This is a genomic window from Catenulispora sp. EB89 (genome assembly GCF_041261445.1).
Classification (GTDB): Bacteria; Actinomycetota; Actinomycetes; order Streptomycetales; family Catenulisporaceae; genus Catenulispora.
Window position 1 is genome coordinate 45,656 of sequence record NZ_JBGCCU010000033.1, and the last position, 14,564, is coordinate 60,219.

A 14,564-nucleotide genomic window follows, 5' to 3' on the forward strand; every position below is an offset into this window, starting at 1 on the left:
GAATGCCTGTGGCCGCCTCGGAAGTGTGCGATGGCGCGTGGGGTTCGATGAAGTGTCACCATCGGAATTCCATGAAAGGCAATTCTCATGACTGCATACTCCCTGGACGGGAACGTGGCCCTGGTCACCGGCGCGACCAGCGGGATCGGGGCTGCCGTCGCGAAGGCGCTGGCCGAGCAGGGGGCGCACGTCCTCGTTGCCGGACGGGACCGGAAGCGCGGCGACAGTGTCGTGAACGGCATTAGGGAACGTGGCGGAAAGGCCGATTTCATTTCCGCGGATCTGAGCGACGCGGCGGCGGTGCGACGGCTGGCGCGCGAGGCCGTCGAGGCCGGCGGCGGGCGGGTGGACATCCTGGTGAACAACGCCGGGGCGTTCCCGTTCGGGCCGACCGCGGAGATGACCGAGGAGCAGTTCGACGAGCTGTACGCGCTGAACGTGAAGGCGAAGTTCTTCCTGGTGGCGGAGTTGGCGCCGGCGATGGCCGCACGCGGCAAGGGTGCGATCGTCAACATCAGCACGCAGGTCGCCGCGTACGGCAAGGCGGGGATGGCACTGTACGGGTCCAGCCTGGCGGCGGTGAACCTGCTGACGAAGGCGTGGGCCGCCGAGTACGGGCCGAGCGGCGTGCGGGTCAACGCGGTGGGCGTCGGGCCGACGCGCACCGAGGGGACGGCCCCGATGGGCGATAATCTGGACGGGCTCGCGGCCGAGGCGCCCCTCGGACGTCCGGCGGCGCCGGAGGAGATCGCGGCGGCGGTGGCGTACCTGGTGGGGGACGGGGCCAGCTTCGTGCAGGGCGTGGTGCTGCCGGTAGATGGCGGTCGGACCGCAGTCTGACAGAGCACTGACAGAGTACTGACAGAGCACCGATGTGGCACTGACCGAGCCCTGCCAGTGCCCTGAGTAAGTCTGGATGATCGCCGATCAGTCGCGCTCGAACGCGGCGATCAGCAGCCCCAGGTCGCGGCGCCGGGAGTCGGCGGGCCAGACCGCCCAGGTGCGGCGCACCAGCGGATGGCCCGCCAGCGGCTGCCACACCACCCCGTCGGGCAGCGGCTGCGACCAGTCGGCCGGGGCCAGCGCGAAAGCCTGGCCGGCCGTCACCGCCGCCAGCTTGACCTCGGCGATGAGGCGCTGGTTCGGCGGGGCGTCGGCGCCGAGGGTCAGGCCGTGGCTGCGCAGGATCGCGGTGACCTCGTCGTACCAGGCCGGGCTGTCGGTGCGGGGGAAGGCCAGCCACTCCAGGCCGGCCAGCGCGTCCAGCGGCACGCCGTCGGCGCCGGCCAGTTCCGCCGCCGGCCCGGCGGCCAGCAGCACGCCGAGCCGTTCGCGCGTCACCAGCATCGCGTCGAAGTCGTCGCCGGCCGGGCGTTCGCGCAGCAGGCCGACGTCCAACTCCCCGGCCCGCAGCGCGGTGATCTGCTCGGCGGTGGACAGGTGCCGCGCCTGGACGCGGGTGTTCGGGCACGATTCGGCGAGCTCGGCCACTGCCGGCGCGAGCACGGCCGAGGGGAACTCCAGCGGGATCCCCAGGCGCAGGACGCCGCCGCTGTCGCCGGCGATGAAGCCGGCCACGACGCGCTGCGCCTGCTCGTAGCGGGCCAGCACGGCGCGCGCCTCGCCGAGCAGCACGCCGCCGGCCTCGGTGACCTTCACGCCGGTGCTGCTGCGCTCCAGCAGCCGGACGCGCAGCGCGCGTTCCAGGCCCGCGATGGTCTGGGACAAGGCCGGCTGACTGACGTGCAGCCGGCGGGCCGCCGCCGACAGGCTCCCGGCTTCGACGACCGCCACGAAGCCCTGCAACTCCCGCAACTCCATCGGACGCAACTCCATCGGACTATCGCACCATGACGGCGGGTTCGGTGGCGTGACGGACACACCGGCGGGCGTCCTCGGGTTGCGCGCCGCCCTTGCGGGGCCCTTGGCGTGCGTTTTTGTTCAGCGTTCTGACATGGGTCTAGACCTAATGGACTAGACCAAGGGTCCGGAAACCCTTGACGCGGTCCGCGCGCGGCAGTAGACCTTCCATGACGAAGGGTTATCCGCATCACAAATCCCGTATATGCGGATCTTCACCACATCGCCTTTCACGTGACGTGCGGGCTGCGGCGACGCCGGCGTGGGACGTGGGGGCGGCTGTCAGCGCTCTGCCTCGCTCGTTCCCGGGGCACCGCGCCATGCCACGGCACCACCTCGGTTCCCGGCATGCCCGCCGGGACCGTCCTGATGAAAGGACTCCCCGCATGCAACGCATCTCCACCAAACGGGGCCTGGCCGCCGGTCTGGCCACCGCCGCGGTCGCGGCCGGGATCGCCGCCCTGGGCTCCGGCGGCAGCGCCGCGGCGGACAGCGCCGCGACCTCCGCGGTCTCGGCCGGGCCCGCGACCTACAGCCAGGCGGTGCCCACCGGCGCGCCGTCGGTGTACAGCTCGCCGCTGGAGCGCTGCGCCACCGGCGTGGACCACCCGGTCAGCGGCGCCAACCCGATTCTGAGCGAGCCGCTGACCACGCAGTTCAGCAGCAACGTCGGCCTGTCGGAGGCGGTGTCGTTCAGCGGCGACCAGTGGTACGGGAACTGGACGTTCACGTTCACCAACACCTCGTCCGAGACCCTGGCCACGGACTGCGCGGTGCTGATCTGGCGCGCGCCTTCGAGCTCTGACAACCACGGCTACACGGCTTCGGTGGCGTACGGGCATCCGCAGCAGGACTACCTGGAGGTGCCGCGCGGGGACGGGACGTCGTTCTACATCGCGCGGCTCGGGTTCCACGACGTGCCGCTGAGCCAGCGGCAGGTCGGGCCGGGGCAGACGTTCACGTACACGTGGGGCGGGGCGCCGAGTACGGCGATCACGAACGAGCAGATTCGGGACTCGCTGCGGTTCACGGCGGACCTGAACCTGAGTGGGAACCAGAGCATGATCCTGCACTACGGGACGAACCGGCTCACGAACTGAGCCTGGCGGTGCTACGGGCGGCGGTTGCGCGGGTTCGGGCCGCCGTCCCGTTCTCAGCTGTCGAGAGGAGGGTTTGATGCGCGCTGCGCGCCTCGGATTGCGCGGCCGGGCCGCCGGGTGGTGGTTCCTGCTGGCGGTGGTGGTCGCGGTGGTCGCGGCCAACTCGGTGTTGGCGGGGTGGTCTCGGGGGTCTGCTTCGGGTGGCGCTTCGAGTGCTTCCGGGCCGTCCGGGCCGTCGATGGTGCGGGCGCGGTCGGTGGCGACGCAGGAGTTCGGGCTGATGTCCGGCGGCGGGTGGGCGCAGGCGTGGGGGCTGTGGTCGGCGGCGGGGCGTGCGGCGTTGAGTGAGGGGGACTTCGTGCGGCTGAACACGGAGTGCCGGCCGGCACTGGGCGAGCCGTACGTGATCGACGCGGCGGCGGACGTCTCTGCGACAGACGTGAAGGTCGACTGGCATCAGGGGTCGATGACCGGCAACAGCACGGTGGTTTTCGAAGGCGGGGCGTGGAGATTCCAGCCGGACGCACAGACGCTGGCGGGATACCGGAGCGGCGTCGCGGCGGTGGTCGCGGAGCGGAAGGCGGCTGGGGAATGTCACTGAGGTCATCGCTCGGACGGCGCATCCTGACGGTGTGCGCCGCGGCGTTCGCGGCACTCGTCGTGCTCGCGGGTCCGGCTTCGGCGCACGCGGAGTTGGCGTCGTCGACGCCTTCGCAGGGCGCTGTCGTGGGCAGCGAGCCGACGCGGGTGGGGCTGCGGTTCTCGGAGGAGATCGTGCTGAAGCTCAGCGCGGTGAAGGTGATCGGCCCCGACGGAAGGCGTCTGGACGCGGGGGCGCTGCATGCCGGGCCGTCCGGAGCAGACAGCCTCGCGGTGGACCTGGCGCCGGACACGCGGCACGGGACGTTCGTGGTGGTGTGGCAGGTCACGGCGGCCGACGACGGCCACGCGAGCTCCGGCACGGTGATGTTCGCGGTGGGGGCGGCGAGCGTGCCGGCGAGCGTCGCGGGGCTCGGACACAACCGCTTGACGAGTGCGACGTACGACGCGGGGCAATGGATCGGGTTCGCGGGACTCGCGATGATCGGCGGGGTCGCGGCGCTGCACACGTATCGGCGGCGGGAGGATGGCGACGCAGGCGCCGGGCAGCTGACCGCAAGTATCGCCGCCGAGCAAGCAAGCCTCGCCACCGACTCGCCTACCACGCAAGTAGGCCTGACCACCGAGCGCATCGCGGCAAGCCCGGGCTCCGGGCAGCCGCCCGCAAGCATCGCCGCCGAGCAAGCAAGCCTCGCCATCGACTCGCCTGCCACGCGAGCAAGTCTGAGCGCCGAGGACTTCGCGCCAGAGCCAAGCACCGGCTCGGGCGCCGGGCAGCCGCCCGCAAGCATCGCCGCCGAGCGAGCAAGTCTGAGCACCGAGCGCAGCGCGGCAAGTCCGGGCGCCGGGCAGCGGCCTGAGAGATCGGCGGCCAGCGCTGCCGAATCCGCGTCCGCGCCGAGCGCCACTCCCACCTGGCCGGCGGCGTTCGGTTGGTCGCTCTTGCTTGTCGGAACTTTGGTCCAGCTCACTGCCTATGCCCCTGCGACGCGCGGGCTGTCGCTTGGCCACCTGCTCGATCGCTCGCTGCTCTCCGTCACGCTCGGGACGCGCGAGGGCCACGCGTTCATGGCGCGGCTTGTCGTGCTGGCTGTGGCGGCGGTGGTGGGGGATGCGGTGTTGCGGTGGGCGCGGGGGCCGGTGGTGCCGTTGGCGTTCACGGTCGCGGTGGCGGGCACGTGGGGTGCGACCGGGCACGCGGCGACCGGGGGTGGGGCGCCGGTGGCGATGGTGGCTTTGACGCTGCATGTCGCGGCGATGGCGGTGTGGGTCGGGGGGCTGTTCGTGGTGGCGGTGTTGTTGGCCGGTGGGGGTGCGGCGGTGGCGGCGGCGGTGCGGCGGTTCTCGCGGCTGGCGCTCGGGGCTGTCGGGGTGTTGGTGGCGACCGGGTTGTATCAGGCGTGGCGGGAGGTCGGGAGTGTCAGTGCTCTGCTGGACACCACGTACGGCCGCCTGTTGCTCGCCAAGGTCGCGATCCTGCTGTGCGTGATCGGCGTGGCCAGGGGGTCGCGCGGGATCGTGGCGACGTGGCACGGCGGGAGTGCGGCGGCGCTGCGGCGGAACGTCGTGGTGGAGCTCGCCGGCGCGTCGGTGCTGCTGTTGTTGGCTGTGTTGCTGGCTGGGAACGCACCGGCGCGGTAGGTGAAGCGCGGAGCTCAGCCCACCCGCAGCACCGTCTTCCCCGACCGCTCCCCCGCCTCGAACCCCCGGTGCACCTCGGCCACCTCGGCGATCGGCACCACGCTCGGCGCCTCGTACGCCAACTCCCCCGAGGCCAGCGCTGCCAGCGCGCGCTCCAGGTGTCCGCCGATCGTGGCCGGGGCCCGGCGTGCCACGTCGCCGATGTTGAAGCCGGCGACCGCCCGCGAGTTCTTCCACAGCGCGAACACGTCCTCCGACCAGTCGTCGTGCCGGCCCTGGTCGCCGAACACCACCACCCGCCCGAACGGCGCCAGCGCCCGCAGGCTCGCCGCGCGCACCGGCCCGCCGATGGGGTCCAGCACCAGGTCCACGCCGCGGCCGTCGGTAGCCTCCAGCACCTGGTCGGCGAACGCCTCGCGCGCGAACAGCGCGTCGTAGCCCGCCGGCTGCTTCGCCGGGGAGCCGACGGTCCCGAAGACGTGCCGCGCCCCGGCCGCCCGGGCGATCCGCGCCGCCGCGCCCCCGACGCCGCCGGAAGCCGAGTGGATCAGCACGCTGTCACCCGCGCGCAGCCGCCCGACGTCGGACACCAGCCCGTAAGCCGTCGGGTAGACACACGGCACCCCGGCCGCGACCTCCAACGACAGCCCGCCGACCGGCCGCACGAAGTCGGCCGACGTGACCGCGTACTGCGCGTACCCGCCGAACGACGGCAGATACGCGGCGACATCCTCCCCCACCCGCACCTCGGTGACGCCATCCCCAACGGCGACCACACGCCCGGACGCCTCCAGCCCCGGCACGTCGTAGCCGCCCGGCCCGTCAGGCTCCCCGAACTCCCCACGCCGATGCTGAACCTCGGCGAAGTTGACGCCGGCGAAGGCGACTTCGATCAGGACGCTGCGATCATCCAGGCCGGGAACCGGCAGCTCGATGGATTCGAAGACCTCGGGGCCGCCGTTGGACCGGAAAGCGTGGGCGCGCATCGTCGCCGGCAGGGTGCTCATGAAAAGACCGCAACAAATCCTTGACGGCTGATCATTCCCACGCCGTCACCGGCGGCCGGCACCGACGATCAGGCGCCGCCCCGCACCGCCACCAGATGCAGTAGCGCAGCGACATGCCGATACGGATCAGTCCGCCCGGCCCGCTCCTCGGCGTCCAGCACGGCCTCCATCGTGGCCTCGTCAGGCAGTTCGGCGTGCACCGCGATATCCGTGAACACGCGAACCCCGTACCACTGCGCCACCGCCAAATCCCGCCGCGCCAACTCCGCAGTCAGCTCCTCCAGCCGATCCGCCCGCGCGTCCACGCCCAACCGGTTGCGATACCCGCTGCCCTCGAACGCCGCGTTCGCCGCCTCCCAGTCGCCGAGCAGCCCGGGTCGCATCGCGAGCGCGTCCCCGTTCCGGACCAGCAGCGACACGGTCCCGCCGGGCGCCACCGCCCCCGCTATCGCATCCAGCAACGGCCCGGGGTCGGCGAAGTACATCAGGACGCCGTGGCACAACACCACGTCGAAACTCCCCGCAGGGAACAGCGAACCGAGCGCCGTAGCATCGCCCCGCACCAGCCGCACCCGCTCGCGGACGTTCTCAGGTTCGGCGGCCAGAGCGGCGCGGAAATCGTCGAGCAACTGCTCCGAGGTGTCCAGTCCGGTCACCGAATGACCGCGTCGAGCCGACAACAGCGCCTGAGTCCCTTGCCCGCACCCGATGTCCAGCACCCGCCGCGCCGGCAGATCCGGCACGTGTGCGGCGACCTGCCGGGTCACCATCTCTTGTCTGACAACCTGCCGAAGCGTCCCCAGGCGCGAACGCCACCGGTCGGACGGAAAAGCCACGCTCACACCAAGCTCCTCAAAGATCCTCAACCCATGGGGCTCGCCATGACCTGCCGGAACCCCCCGCACGCCGTTTGCTACTACTCTCTTTAGTTGTTCTTAACACCGTTCTTACCTAGCGACCGACCATAATGGAGTGAGCATGGCCGGTCGCGTCGCCACCCGAGGGCTGCCAGGCCTGACGTCTTAATGGCTACGACGACTCGAGAAAAACTTCATGCAACCCACCCAGGACACGGTCACGACCATGCCCCTCGGGCGCATCCTGCCGGCCTCGCTGGACCACGCGGTCTGGCCGGTGGCCCAGGCTGCGCGGGCACGGACCCTCGTCGACGTCCTCGACGCGACCGTCCAGCAGCACCCCGAGGCGCCCGCCCTGGAAGCGGCGGGTACCGCGCTCAGCTACCGCGAGCTGCGCGGTGCCGTCGCCGCGCTGGCCGACACCCTGCGCGGGCACGGAGTCGGGCCCGGCGACAAGGTCGGCGTCCGCGTGCCGTCGGGGACCCTCGATCTGTACGTCGCGATCCTGGCCGTGCTGGCCGCCGGCGCCGCGTACGTGCCGGTCGACGTGGACGACCCCGACGAGCGCGCCGAGATGATCTGGCAGGACGCCGCGGTGTGCGCGGTGCTCGGCGAGGACCGTGCGATCGGGCCCGGGCCCGGGACGGCCGGACGGCGCCCCGGACCGCCGGCGCTGACCGACGACGCGTGGGTGATCTTCACCTCGGGCACCACCGGACGTCCCAAGGGCGTCGCGGTCTCGCACCGCTCGGCCGCCGCGTTCGTCGACGCCGAGGCCCGCCTGTTCGTCCAGAACCGGCCGCTGGGGCCCGGCGACCGGGTCCTGGCCGGGCTCTCGGTCGCCTTCGACGCCTCCTGCGAGGAGATGTGGCTGGCCTGGCGGCACGGCGCCTGCCTGGTCCCGGCCCCGCGCTCGCTCGTGAAGGCCGGCACCGATCTGGGGCCGTGGCTCGTCGAGCGCGGCATCACCGTGGTCTCCACGGTCCCGACGCTGGTCGCGCTGTGGCCCGCCGAGGCGCTGGACCGGGTGCGGCTGCTCATCGTGGGCGGCGAGTCCTGCCCGCCGGAGCTGGTCGAGCGACTGGCGGTGCCGGGCCGGGAGTTCTGGAACACCTACGGCCCGACCGAGGCCACCGTCGTGGCCTGCGCCTCGCTGATGCGCGCCGGAGCGCCGGTGCGGATCGGGACGCCGCTGGACGGCTGGGAGCTGGCCGTCGTCGACGGCCAGGGGCAGCCGGTGCCCTGGGGGCAGACCGGCGAGCTGCTGATCAGCGGGGTCGGCACCGCGCGCTACCTGGATCCGGCCAAGGACGCCGAGAAGTTCGCGCCGCATCCGGCGTTGCCGAGCCGGCGCGTCTACCGCACCGGCGACCTGGTGCGCGCCGAGCGCGAAGGGCTGATCTTCGTCGGCCGCGCCGACGAGCAGGTGAAGATCGGCGGACGCCGGATCGAGCTCGGCGAGGTCGACGCGGCGTTGCAGGCGCTGCCCGGCGTGCGGGCGGCGGCCGCGGCGGTCAAGGACAGCCCGGCCGGCGGGCAGGTGCTCGTCGGCTATCTCGTCGTCGACGGCTCGGCGGGACAGCCCGGCGGCATCCCGCATCAGCGTTCTGCCGACGCCGACGCCAGCGGCGGCAGCGACAGCAACAGCGGCGGCAGCAACGGCAACGGCGGTGCGGCGGCAGCGAGCGACTTCGACAAGAACGCGGCGCGCGAACTCCTGCTCCACAAGCTCCCGCCGGCGCTGGTCCCGGTGCTGGCACTGGTCGACGACCTGCCGACCCGCACCTCCGGCAAGGTCGATCGCAAAGCCCTGCCCTGGCCGCTGCCCGGCCAGGAGGCGGCCGCGGCCGGTTCGGCGGCGGGTCTGGGCGGCACCGCCGGCTGGATAGCCGAACAGTGGCAACGGCTGCTCGGCGTCCCGGTCGAGGCCGACAGCGACTTCTTCGGCCTCGGCGGCAGCAGCCTCACCGCGGCGCGGCTGGTCGGCGAGATGCGCGACCGGTTCCCCGGGTTCACCGTCAAAGACCTGTACCAGCACCCGAAACTGCCGGAGCTGACCCGGTTCCTGGACGCCTCCGAACAGGCTGGCGGCCAGGCCGGCAAGCCGCGGGTGCGGCACCGCCGCGTGCACCTGACGCCGGCGACCGCCGGGCTGTACCAGGGCGTGGTGCTGGCGGTCATGTTCGTCGTCACGGCCATCCCGTGGGTGCTCGGCATCGCCGCGATGGACGACGTCATCGGGCCGGTGACGTGGGCTCCGCACACCTCGTGGTGGCTGATCGTCGGCGGCTGGCTGGCGCTGGGCAGCGCCCCGGCGCGCATGGTCATCAGCGGCGTCGGCGCGCGGGTGTTCACGCACAACCTGCAGCCCGGCTCCTACCACCGCGGCGGCTGGACGCACCTGCGGTTGTGGACCGCCGAGCGGCTGGTCGGCGCGTTCAGCCTGGCCGGGGTCACCGGCACACCGATGGCGTCCCGCTACGCGCGGATACTGGGGTGCCGGGTCGGGCGCGACGTGCAGCTGCACTCGCTGCCGCCGGTGACCGGCATGGCGGCGTTCGGGGACGGCGCGGTGCTGGAGCCGGAGGTGGACTGCGCGGGCTGGTGGATCGAGGGCGACCTGCTGCACGTCGGCGGGATCCGGGTCGGGCCGCACGCCTCGGTCGGGACCCGGTCGATGCTGATGCCCGGCGCGGACATCGGCGCCTGCGCTGAGGTCGCGTCCGGCAGCTGCGTGTCCGGGACCGTCCCGGAGGGCCAGCGGTGGCACGGGACGCCGGCCCGGCGCGACGAGGACGTGCCGACGTTCAAGTGGCCGCCGCCGGAGTACCGCACGTCAGGGTTCTGGAACCTGGTCTACATGGTCACGCTGCCGGCGATGCAGCTGCTGCCGTTGCTGGCGGCCGCACCGGCGTTGGTGTTCCTGTACTTGTGGCGCGGCGCGCATCCCGAGCCCGGCGGCCTGGCCGACCTGATACTGCTGTCGTCGGTGCCGTTCACCGTGGTCACGGTGGTCTGCTACGCGCTGCTGACCGCGCTGGTGGTGCGGGTCCTGTCGCGCAAGATCGTGCCGGGGGTGTACGCGGCGCACGGCCGGGTGGCGTGGAACGTGTGGGTCGTGCACCGGCTGATGGAGACCTCGCGGGTCGCGTTGTTCCCGCTGTACGCCAGCCTGGCCACGCCGGTGTGGCTGCGGCTGCTGGGAGCCAAGGTCGGACGGCGCGTCGAGGCCTCGACCGTGCTGGCGCTGCCCAGCCTGATGGAGGTCGACGACCACGCGTTCCTGGCCGACGACACGCTGATCGCGCCGTTCGAGATCCGCGGCGGCTGGCTGCGGCTGGGGCCGGCGTACGTCGGGAAGCGGGCGTTCGTCGGGAACTCCGGGATGGTCGGGCCGTTCCGGCGGGTCGCCGACGAGTCGCTGATCGGCGTGCACTCCGACACTCCGCCGCGCACGTCCCCGGGCGACTCGTGGCTGGGGCGGCCGGCGTTCACGGTGCAGCGGCAGGTGGAGGGCGGAGAGTCCACGGCGCGGACGTACGACCCGCCGTTCCGGCTGGTGGCGGCGCGCGGCTTCGTGGAGCTGTGCCGGTGGCTGCCGTTGTTCCTGACGGTGCTGCTCGGGGACCTGGCGGTGATAGGCGTGCAGGCCGCGTACGACAAGCTCGGGTTGTACGGCGCGCTGCCGGCCGCGATGGGGCTGCTCCTGGCGACCGGGGTGGTCGCGTGCCTGCTGACCACGGCGGCGAAGTGGCTGCTGGTGGGGCGGTTCCGGGTCGGGCAGAAGCCGTTGTGGAGCTCGTTCGTGTGGCGCAACGAGCTGTTCGACACGTTCATCGAGGAAGTGGGGATGCCCTGGCTCGGGGCGTCGCTGATCGGGACGCCGTTCATGAACATGTGGATGCGCAGTCTCGGGGCGCGGATCGGGCGGGGCGTGTGGTGTGAGAGCCACTGGCTGCCGGAGACCGACCTGGTGACGCTGGGCGACGGCGCGACGGTGAACCGCGGGGTGGTGCTGCAGACGCACCTGTTCCAGGACCGGCTGATGCGGATGGACACGGTGACGCTGGGGCGCGGGGCGACGTTGGGGCCGCACGCGATCGCGCTGCCGGGGACGCAGCTGGACGACGCGGCGGTGGCCGGGCCGTACTCGCTGGTGATGCGCGGGGATCGATTGCGGGCCGGCACGCGGTGGCATGGGAATCCCGTCGCACACTGGGATTCGGAGAGTTAGCGGTCAGCAGTTGGTAGTTGGCGGATAGCGGACAGCGGTTTGTGGCCGGGCCGGGGATGGATCCCGGTCCGGCCACAGACGTTTCCCGCTAGGGCTTGCGCGCCAGCACGCCGTAGGTCCGCAGGATCGGCGTCTCGACGCTGTTCGGCTCGGGCTGCCACTGGTCGACCGTGACCAGACCCGGCGGCTGAATCTCCAGGTCTTCGGCGGCCAGCCAGCCGGCGATCACCTCGGGCTCGCGGTTGATGAACGGCACGCGCGTCGAGCGCTGGTAGTCGTCGAGCATCTGCTGCTGTTCGCCGGGGTGCGCCAGGTCCGGGGCGGCGTGCGACAGGGCCAGGTAGCTGCCCGGGGCGGCGGCTTCGATGTAGGCCGCGACGATGCCCGCGGGGTCGTCGGCGTCCGGGACGAAGTGCAGGACCGCGTTCATCAGGATGGCGACCGGCTTGGTCAGGTCCAGGGTCTGCCGCAGCAGCGGGTGCGCCAGGACGCTGTCGGGGCGGCGCAGGTCGGCCAGGATCGCGACCGCGTTGGGGGTCTGCGCCAGCAGCATGCGGGAGTGCGCGATGGCAACCTGGTCGACGTCGACGTAGACCACGCGCGCCTCGGGGTTCACCTCCATCGCGACCTCGTGCACGTTGCCCGCGGTCGGCACGCCGGAGCCCAGGTCCAGGAACTGGCTGACGCCGACCGTGCCGGCCAGGTGGCGGACCACGCGGCCGAGGAAGGCGCGGTTGGCGCGGATCGCGCCGACCAGGGTGGGCATGGCGTCGGCGGCGCGGCGGCCGGCCTCGCGGTCGGCCTCGAAGTTCTGGCTGCCGCCGAGCCAGAAGTCGTAGATACGGGCTGGGCTGGGCTGCGACGGGTCAATGTCCGGAAGACTCAAGGCCAGCTCCGCAGCGTCGATCGCGTCCATGGGCACCAAACTAGCGGCGGCACCGGGTCACGGGCCGGGTTGAGCGGGGGGAAGGGGGCGTCGCGTTGAGGATTCGGCGACGGCACCGCTTTGCGCGCTAGCCTGCCTCGATCACCGGCGCTGCGCAACTGCGCGGTGGTGGGGCGGGGTTTTGGGCCCAGTTTTGGGCCGGTTTTGGGGCAGGTCGCGGGGCGGATCGTGGGTGTGTCCTATCGGGTCGTGGGGAAACGGGGTCGCGGGCGCGGTTCGAGGCGCTCTGGGGCGCTCTGAGCCGCTCTGAAGCGCCGTTCCGGGGTGCGCTACGGTCGAGCCCATGGCTGCGGACGGACGGAAACACATCCTGGCGATCGGCGGCGGGGCGCTCATGCCGCGCGAGACGTTTCCGCTGTACTGCGCGGAGGCGATCCGGCTCAGCGGCAAGGCGCGGCCGAAGATGTGCGTGCTGAACACCGCCGAGGGCGACAACCCGGCCACCACGCAGCGTGTCCACGACCGGCTCGCCGGCGGCCCGGGCGAGCTGCGGCACCTGGCGCTGTTCCCGATGCCGAACGTCGCAGACCCCGAAGACCTTCTGCTGTCGCAGGACGTGGTGTTCGTGGGCGGCGGGAGCGTGGCCAACATGCTGGCGGTGTGGCGCGTGCACGGGCTCGACGAGGTGTTCCGCAAGGCGTGGGAGGCCGGCGTGGTGCTGCTCGGGTCGAGCGCCGGCGGGATCTGTTGGTTCGAGGGCGGGACGACGGACTCGTTCGGTCCGCGGCTGCGGCCGTTCACGGACGGGCTGGGGCTGCTGAAGGGGTCTTACTGCCCGCATTACGAGTCGGAGGAGCTGCGGCGGCCGCTGTTCCAGCGGCTCGTGCAGGACGGGACGCTGCCGGACGGGTACGGGTGCGACGACGGGGTCGCGGTGCATTACGTGGACGACGAGTTGGCGGAGGTCGTCGCGGATCGGCCGGGGGCGCGGGGGTTCTCAGTGCGGCGGGGTAGCGAGGGCGTGGTCGAAGAGTCCGCACTGGACGTGCGGTTTCTGGGCGAGTGACCGGGCGCCGGCAGCTCGCGGCGTCAGCCTGAGCCGGCGAGGCCGGTGAGCACGACGTCGATCGCGCCGCACATCGTCGCGGCGGGGACCGGGGACGCGGCGGCGGCCTGCGCGAGGCCGCGGACCAGGAAGTAGACCTCGTCGACGGTGACGCCGGGGCGGATCGCGTTGGCGTCCTGAGCGCGCTGCACCACGGCCCCCACGGCTTCCTTGAGACGGTCCGAGGCCTGCTCGGCGTCGGCGGGGATGCGGCCGTCGGCGGTGATGAGGGTGGCGAGGGCGATCTTCGTCGGGCCGTCCTCGATCATGGTGCGGACCAGGGTACGCAGCGCCTCGGCGGGGTCGTCGGACGCGGCGAGCCGGAGTGCCAGCTCGGTACGGCGCTCGAAGGTGCGGACCAGCGTCGCCTCGATCAGCTGGTCCTTGGTCGGGAAGTTGCGGAAGACGGTGGCGATGCCCACCCCCGCACGCCGCGCGACCTCCTCCGTGGACCCGGTGCTCCCCTGCTCGCTGAAGACGTCCTCGGCCGCGGCCAGGATGCGCTCGCGGTTGAGGCGGGCGTCGGTGCGCATTGGTTTCTCCCGGGCGTGGTGCGGTCGCGACGACTATATCCGGAGTCTGGACTCTGGTACGGTAAGTGGAGTCCAGACTCCGGAAAGGGGTGCGCGTGAGCATGTCCGAATCTCAGACGCGGGATCCGCAGCAGGTGCCGGCGCCGGCCGACGTCGTCAGGGCGGTCGCCGCAGGAGTGAGCCGCCTGGTCTCCGACGACCTCGACGCCGCCCAGCGCGAGGAACAGCTCGACCGCCTGGCCGCCCTGTACGGCGAAGCCACCGACGTCCGCCACCCCTTCGCACCGCTCGGCGACCACCCCCGCTCCAGCCGCGCCGGCATCCGCGAACACTTCGCCGCCGCCCGGGTCCCGGTCGAGTCGATGACCGCCGTGGACGTCCACGTACACGAGACGGCCGATCCGGAAGTCGTCATCACGGAGTTCCGCTACGTGGGGACGACCGCGGGACGGCCGTTCTCGTTCCCGTGCATCTTCGTCACGCGGGTGCGCGACGGCGTGATCGTCGAAGCCCGCGACTACACCGACCACGTCGGCGCCGCGCGGGCGTTCGGGCAGCTGGACGGTTTGGCCGCGGCTCTGGCCGAGCAGGCAGGGGCCTGATATCTAACGGCCGACGACGGGGAGGGCGCCGAGCAACGACGACCGGCTCGCACGCCGGGCACGAAGCCGCCGACTTCGGCAGTTCCACGCCGGTACCGATCGGCTGATCGCCGACGGGCTCGCTCGTACGCAGGTCCCA

12 protein-coding genes are annotated in these 14,564 nt (G+C 72.3%); 7 read left to right on the forward strand and 5 right to left on the reverse strand.

Annotation, left to right across the window (positions count from 1 at the left end; all coding sequences use genetic code 11):
- Positions 1-87: 87 nt before the first annotated feature.
- A complete protein-coding gene (locus ABH920_RS43580; RefSeq protein WP_370355212.1) occupies positions 88-840 on the forward strand; it encodes an SDR family NAD(P)-dependent oxidoreductase in 753 nt (250 codons plus the stop codon).
- An 87-nt stretch (positions 841-927) separates the two neighbouring features.
- On the opposite strand, the gene ABH920_RS43585 is transcribed toward ABH920_RS43580, so the two are convergent.
- Positions 928-1,836, reverse strand: a complete 909-nt coding sequence (locus ABH920_RS43585) for a LysR family transcriptional regulator (protein WP_370355213.1) — start codon at positions 1,834-1,836, stop codon at positions 928-930.
- 410 nt (positions 1,837-2,246) lie between these two features.
- Here ABH920_RS43585 and ABH920_RS43590 point away from each other — a divergent pair, with 410 nt between their 5' ends.
- The 3 genes from ABH920_RS43590 (at position 2,247) to ABH920_RS43600 (ending at position 5,201) form a co-directional block, all read left to right on the forward strand.
- Positions 2,247-2,960, forward strand: a complete 714-nt coding sequence (locus tag ABH920_RS43590; protein ID WP_370355214.1) for a hypothetical protein — start codon at positions 2,247-2,249, stop codon at positions 2,958-2,960.
- A 76-nt stretch (positions 2,961-3,036) separates the two neighbouring features.
- Positions 3,037-3,561, forward strand: a complete 525-nt coding sequence (locus ABH920_RS43595) for a hypothetical protein (protein WP_370355215.1) — start codon at positions 3,037-3,039, stop codon at positions 3,559-3,561.
- Complete coding sequence (locus ABH920_RS43600; protein ID WP_370355216.1) at positions 3,552-5,201, forward strand: copper resistance CopC/CopD family protein; 1,650 nt, start codon at positions 3,552-3,554, stop codon at positions 5,199-5,201. Before ABH920_RS43595 ends, ABH920_RS43600 begins: the two co-directional genes overlap by 10 nt.
- Positions 5,202-5,215: 14 nt before the next feature.
- On the opposite strand, the gene ABH920_RS43605 is transcribed toward ABH920_RS43600, so the two are convergent.
- On the reverse strand, positions 5,216-6,208 hold the full coding sequence (locus ABH920_RS43605; RefSeq protein WP_370355217.1) for a zinc-binding alcohol dehydrogenase family protein: 993 nt from the start codon (positions 6,206-6,208) through the stop codon (positions 5,216-5,218).
- Positions 6,209-6,276: 68 nt separating this feature from the next.
- On the reverse strand, positions 6,277-6,978 hold the full coding sequence (locus ABH920_RS43610; RefSeq protein ID WP_370355218.1) for a class I SAM-dependent methyltransferase: 702 nt from the start codon (positions 6,976-6,978) through the stop codon (positions 6,277-6,279).
- Positions 6,979-7,261: 283 nt separating this feature from the next.
- Here ABH920_RS43610 and ABH920_RS43615 point away from each other — a divergent pair, with 283 nt between their 5' ends.
- Positions 7,262-11,299 carry a Pls/PosA family non-ribosomal peptide synthetase gene (locus tag ABH920_RS43615; protein ID WP_370355219.1) on the forward strand — a complete coding sequence of 1,346 codons (4,038 nt, stop codon included), beginning with the start codon at positions 7,262-7,264 and terminating at the stop codon, positions 11,297-11,299.
- Between the two features lie 88 nt (positions 11,300-11,387).
- Here ABH920_RS43615 and ABH920_RS43620 read toward each other — a convergent pair whose 3' ends face one another.
- The gene (locus ABH920_RS43620; protein ID WP_370355220.1) at positions 11,388-12,215 is read right to left on the reverse strand and encodes an SAM-dependent methyltransferase; all 828 of its coding nucleotides are present in this window, start codon (positions 12,213-12,215) and stop codon (positions 11,388-11,390) included.
- A 313-nt stretch (positions 12,216-12,528) separates the two neighbouring features.
- Here ABH920_RS43620 and ABH920_RS43625 point away from each other — a divergent pair, with 313 nt between their 5' ends.
- A complete protein-coding gene (locus ABH920_RS43625) occupies positions 12,529-13,251 on the forward strand; it encodes a Type 1 glutamine amidotransferase-like domain-containing protein (RefSeq protein WP_370355221.1) in 723 nt (240 codons plus the stop codon).
- A 23-nt stretch (positions 13,252-13,274) separates the two neighbouring features.
- On the opposite strand, the gene ABH920_RS43630 is transcribed toward ABH920_RS43625, so the two are convergent.
- Positions 13,275-13,823, reverse strand: coding sequence for a TetR/AcrR family transcriptional regulator (locus tag ABH920_RS43630; RefSeq protein WP_370355222.1), 549 nt, complete (start codon positions 13,821-13,823; stop codon positions 13,275-13,277).
- A gap of 101 nt (positions 13,824-13,924) precedes the next feature.
- Here ABH920_RS43630 and ABH920_RS43635 point away from each other — a divergent pair, with 101 nt between their 5' ends.
- Entirely contained in the window at positions 13,925-14,425 is a 501-nt protein-coding gene (locus ABH920_RS43635) for a nuclear transport factor 2 family protein (RefSeq protein WP_370355223.1), read from the forward strand.
- Positions 14,426-14,564 lie beyond the last annotated feature (139 nt).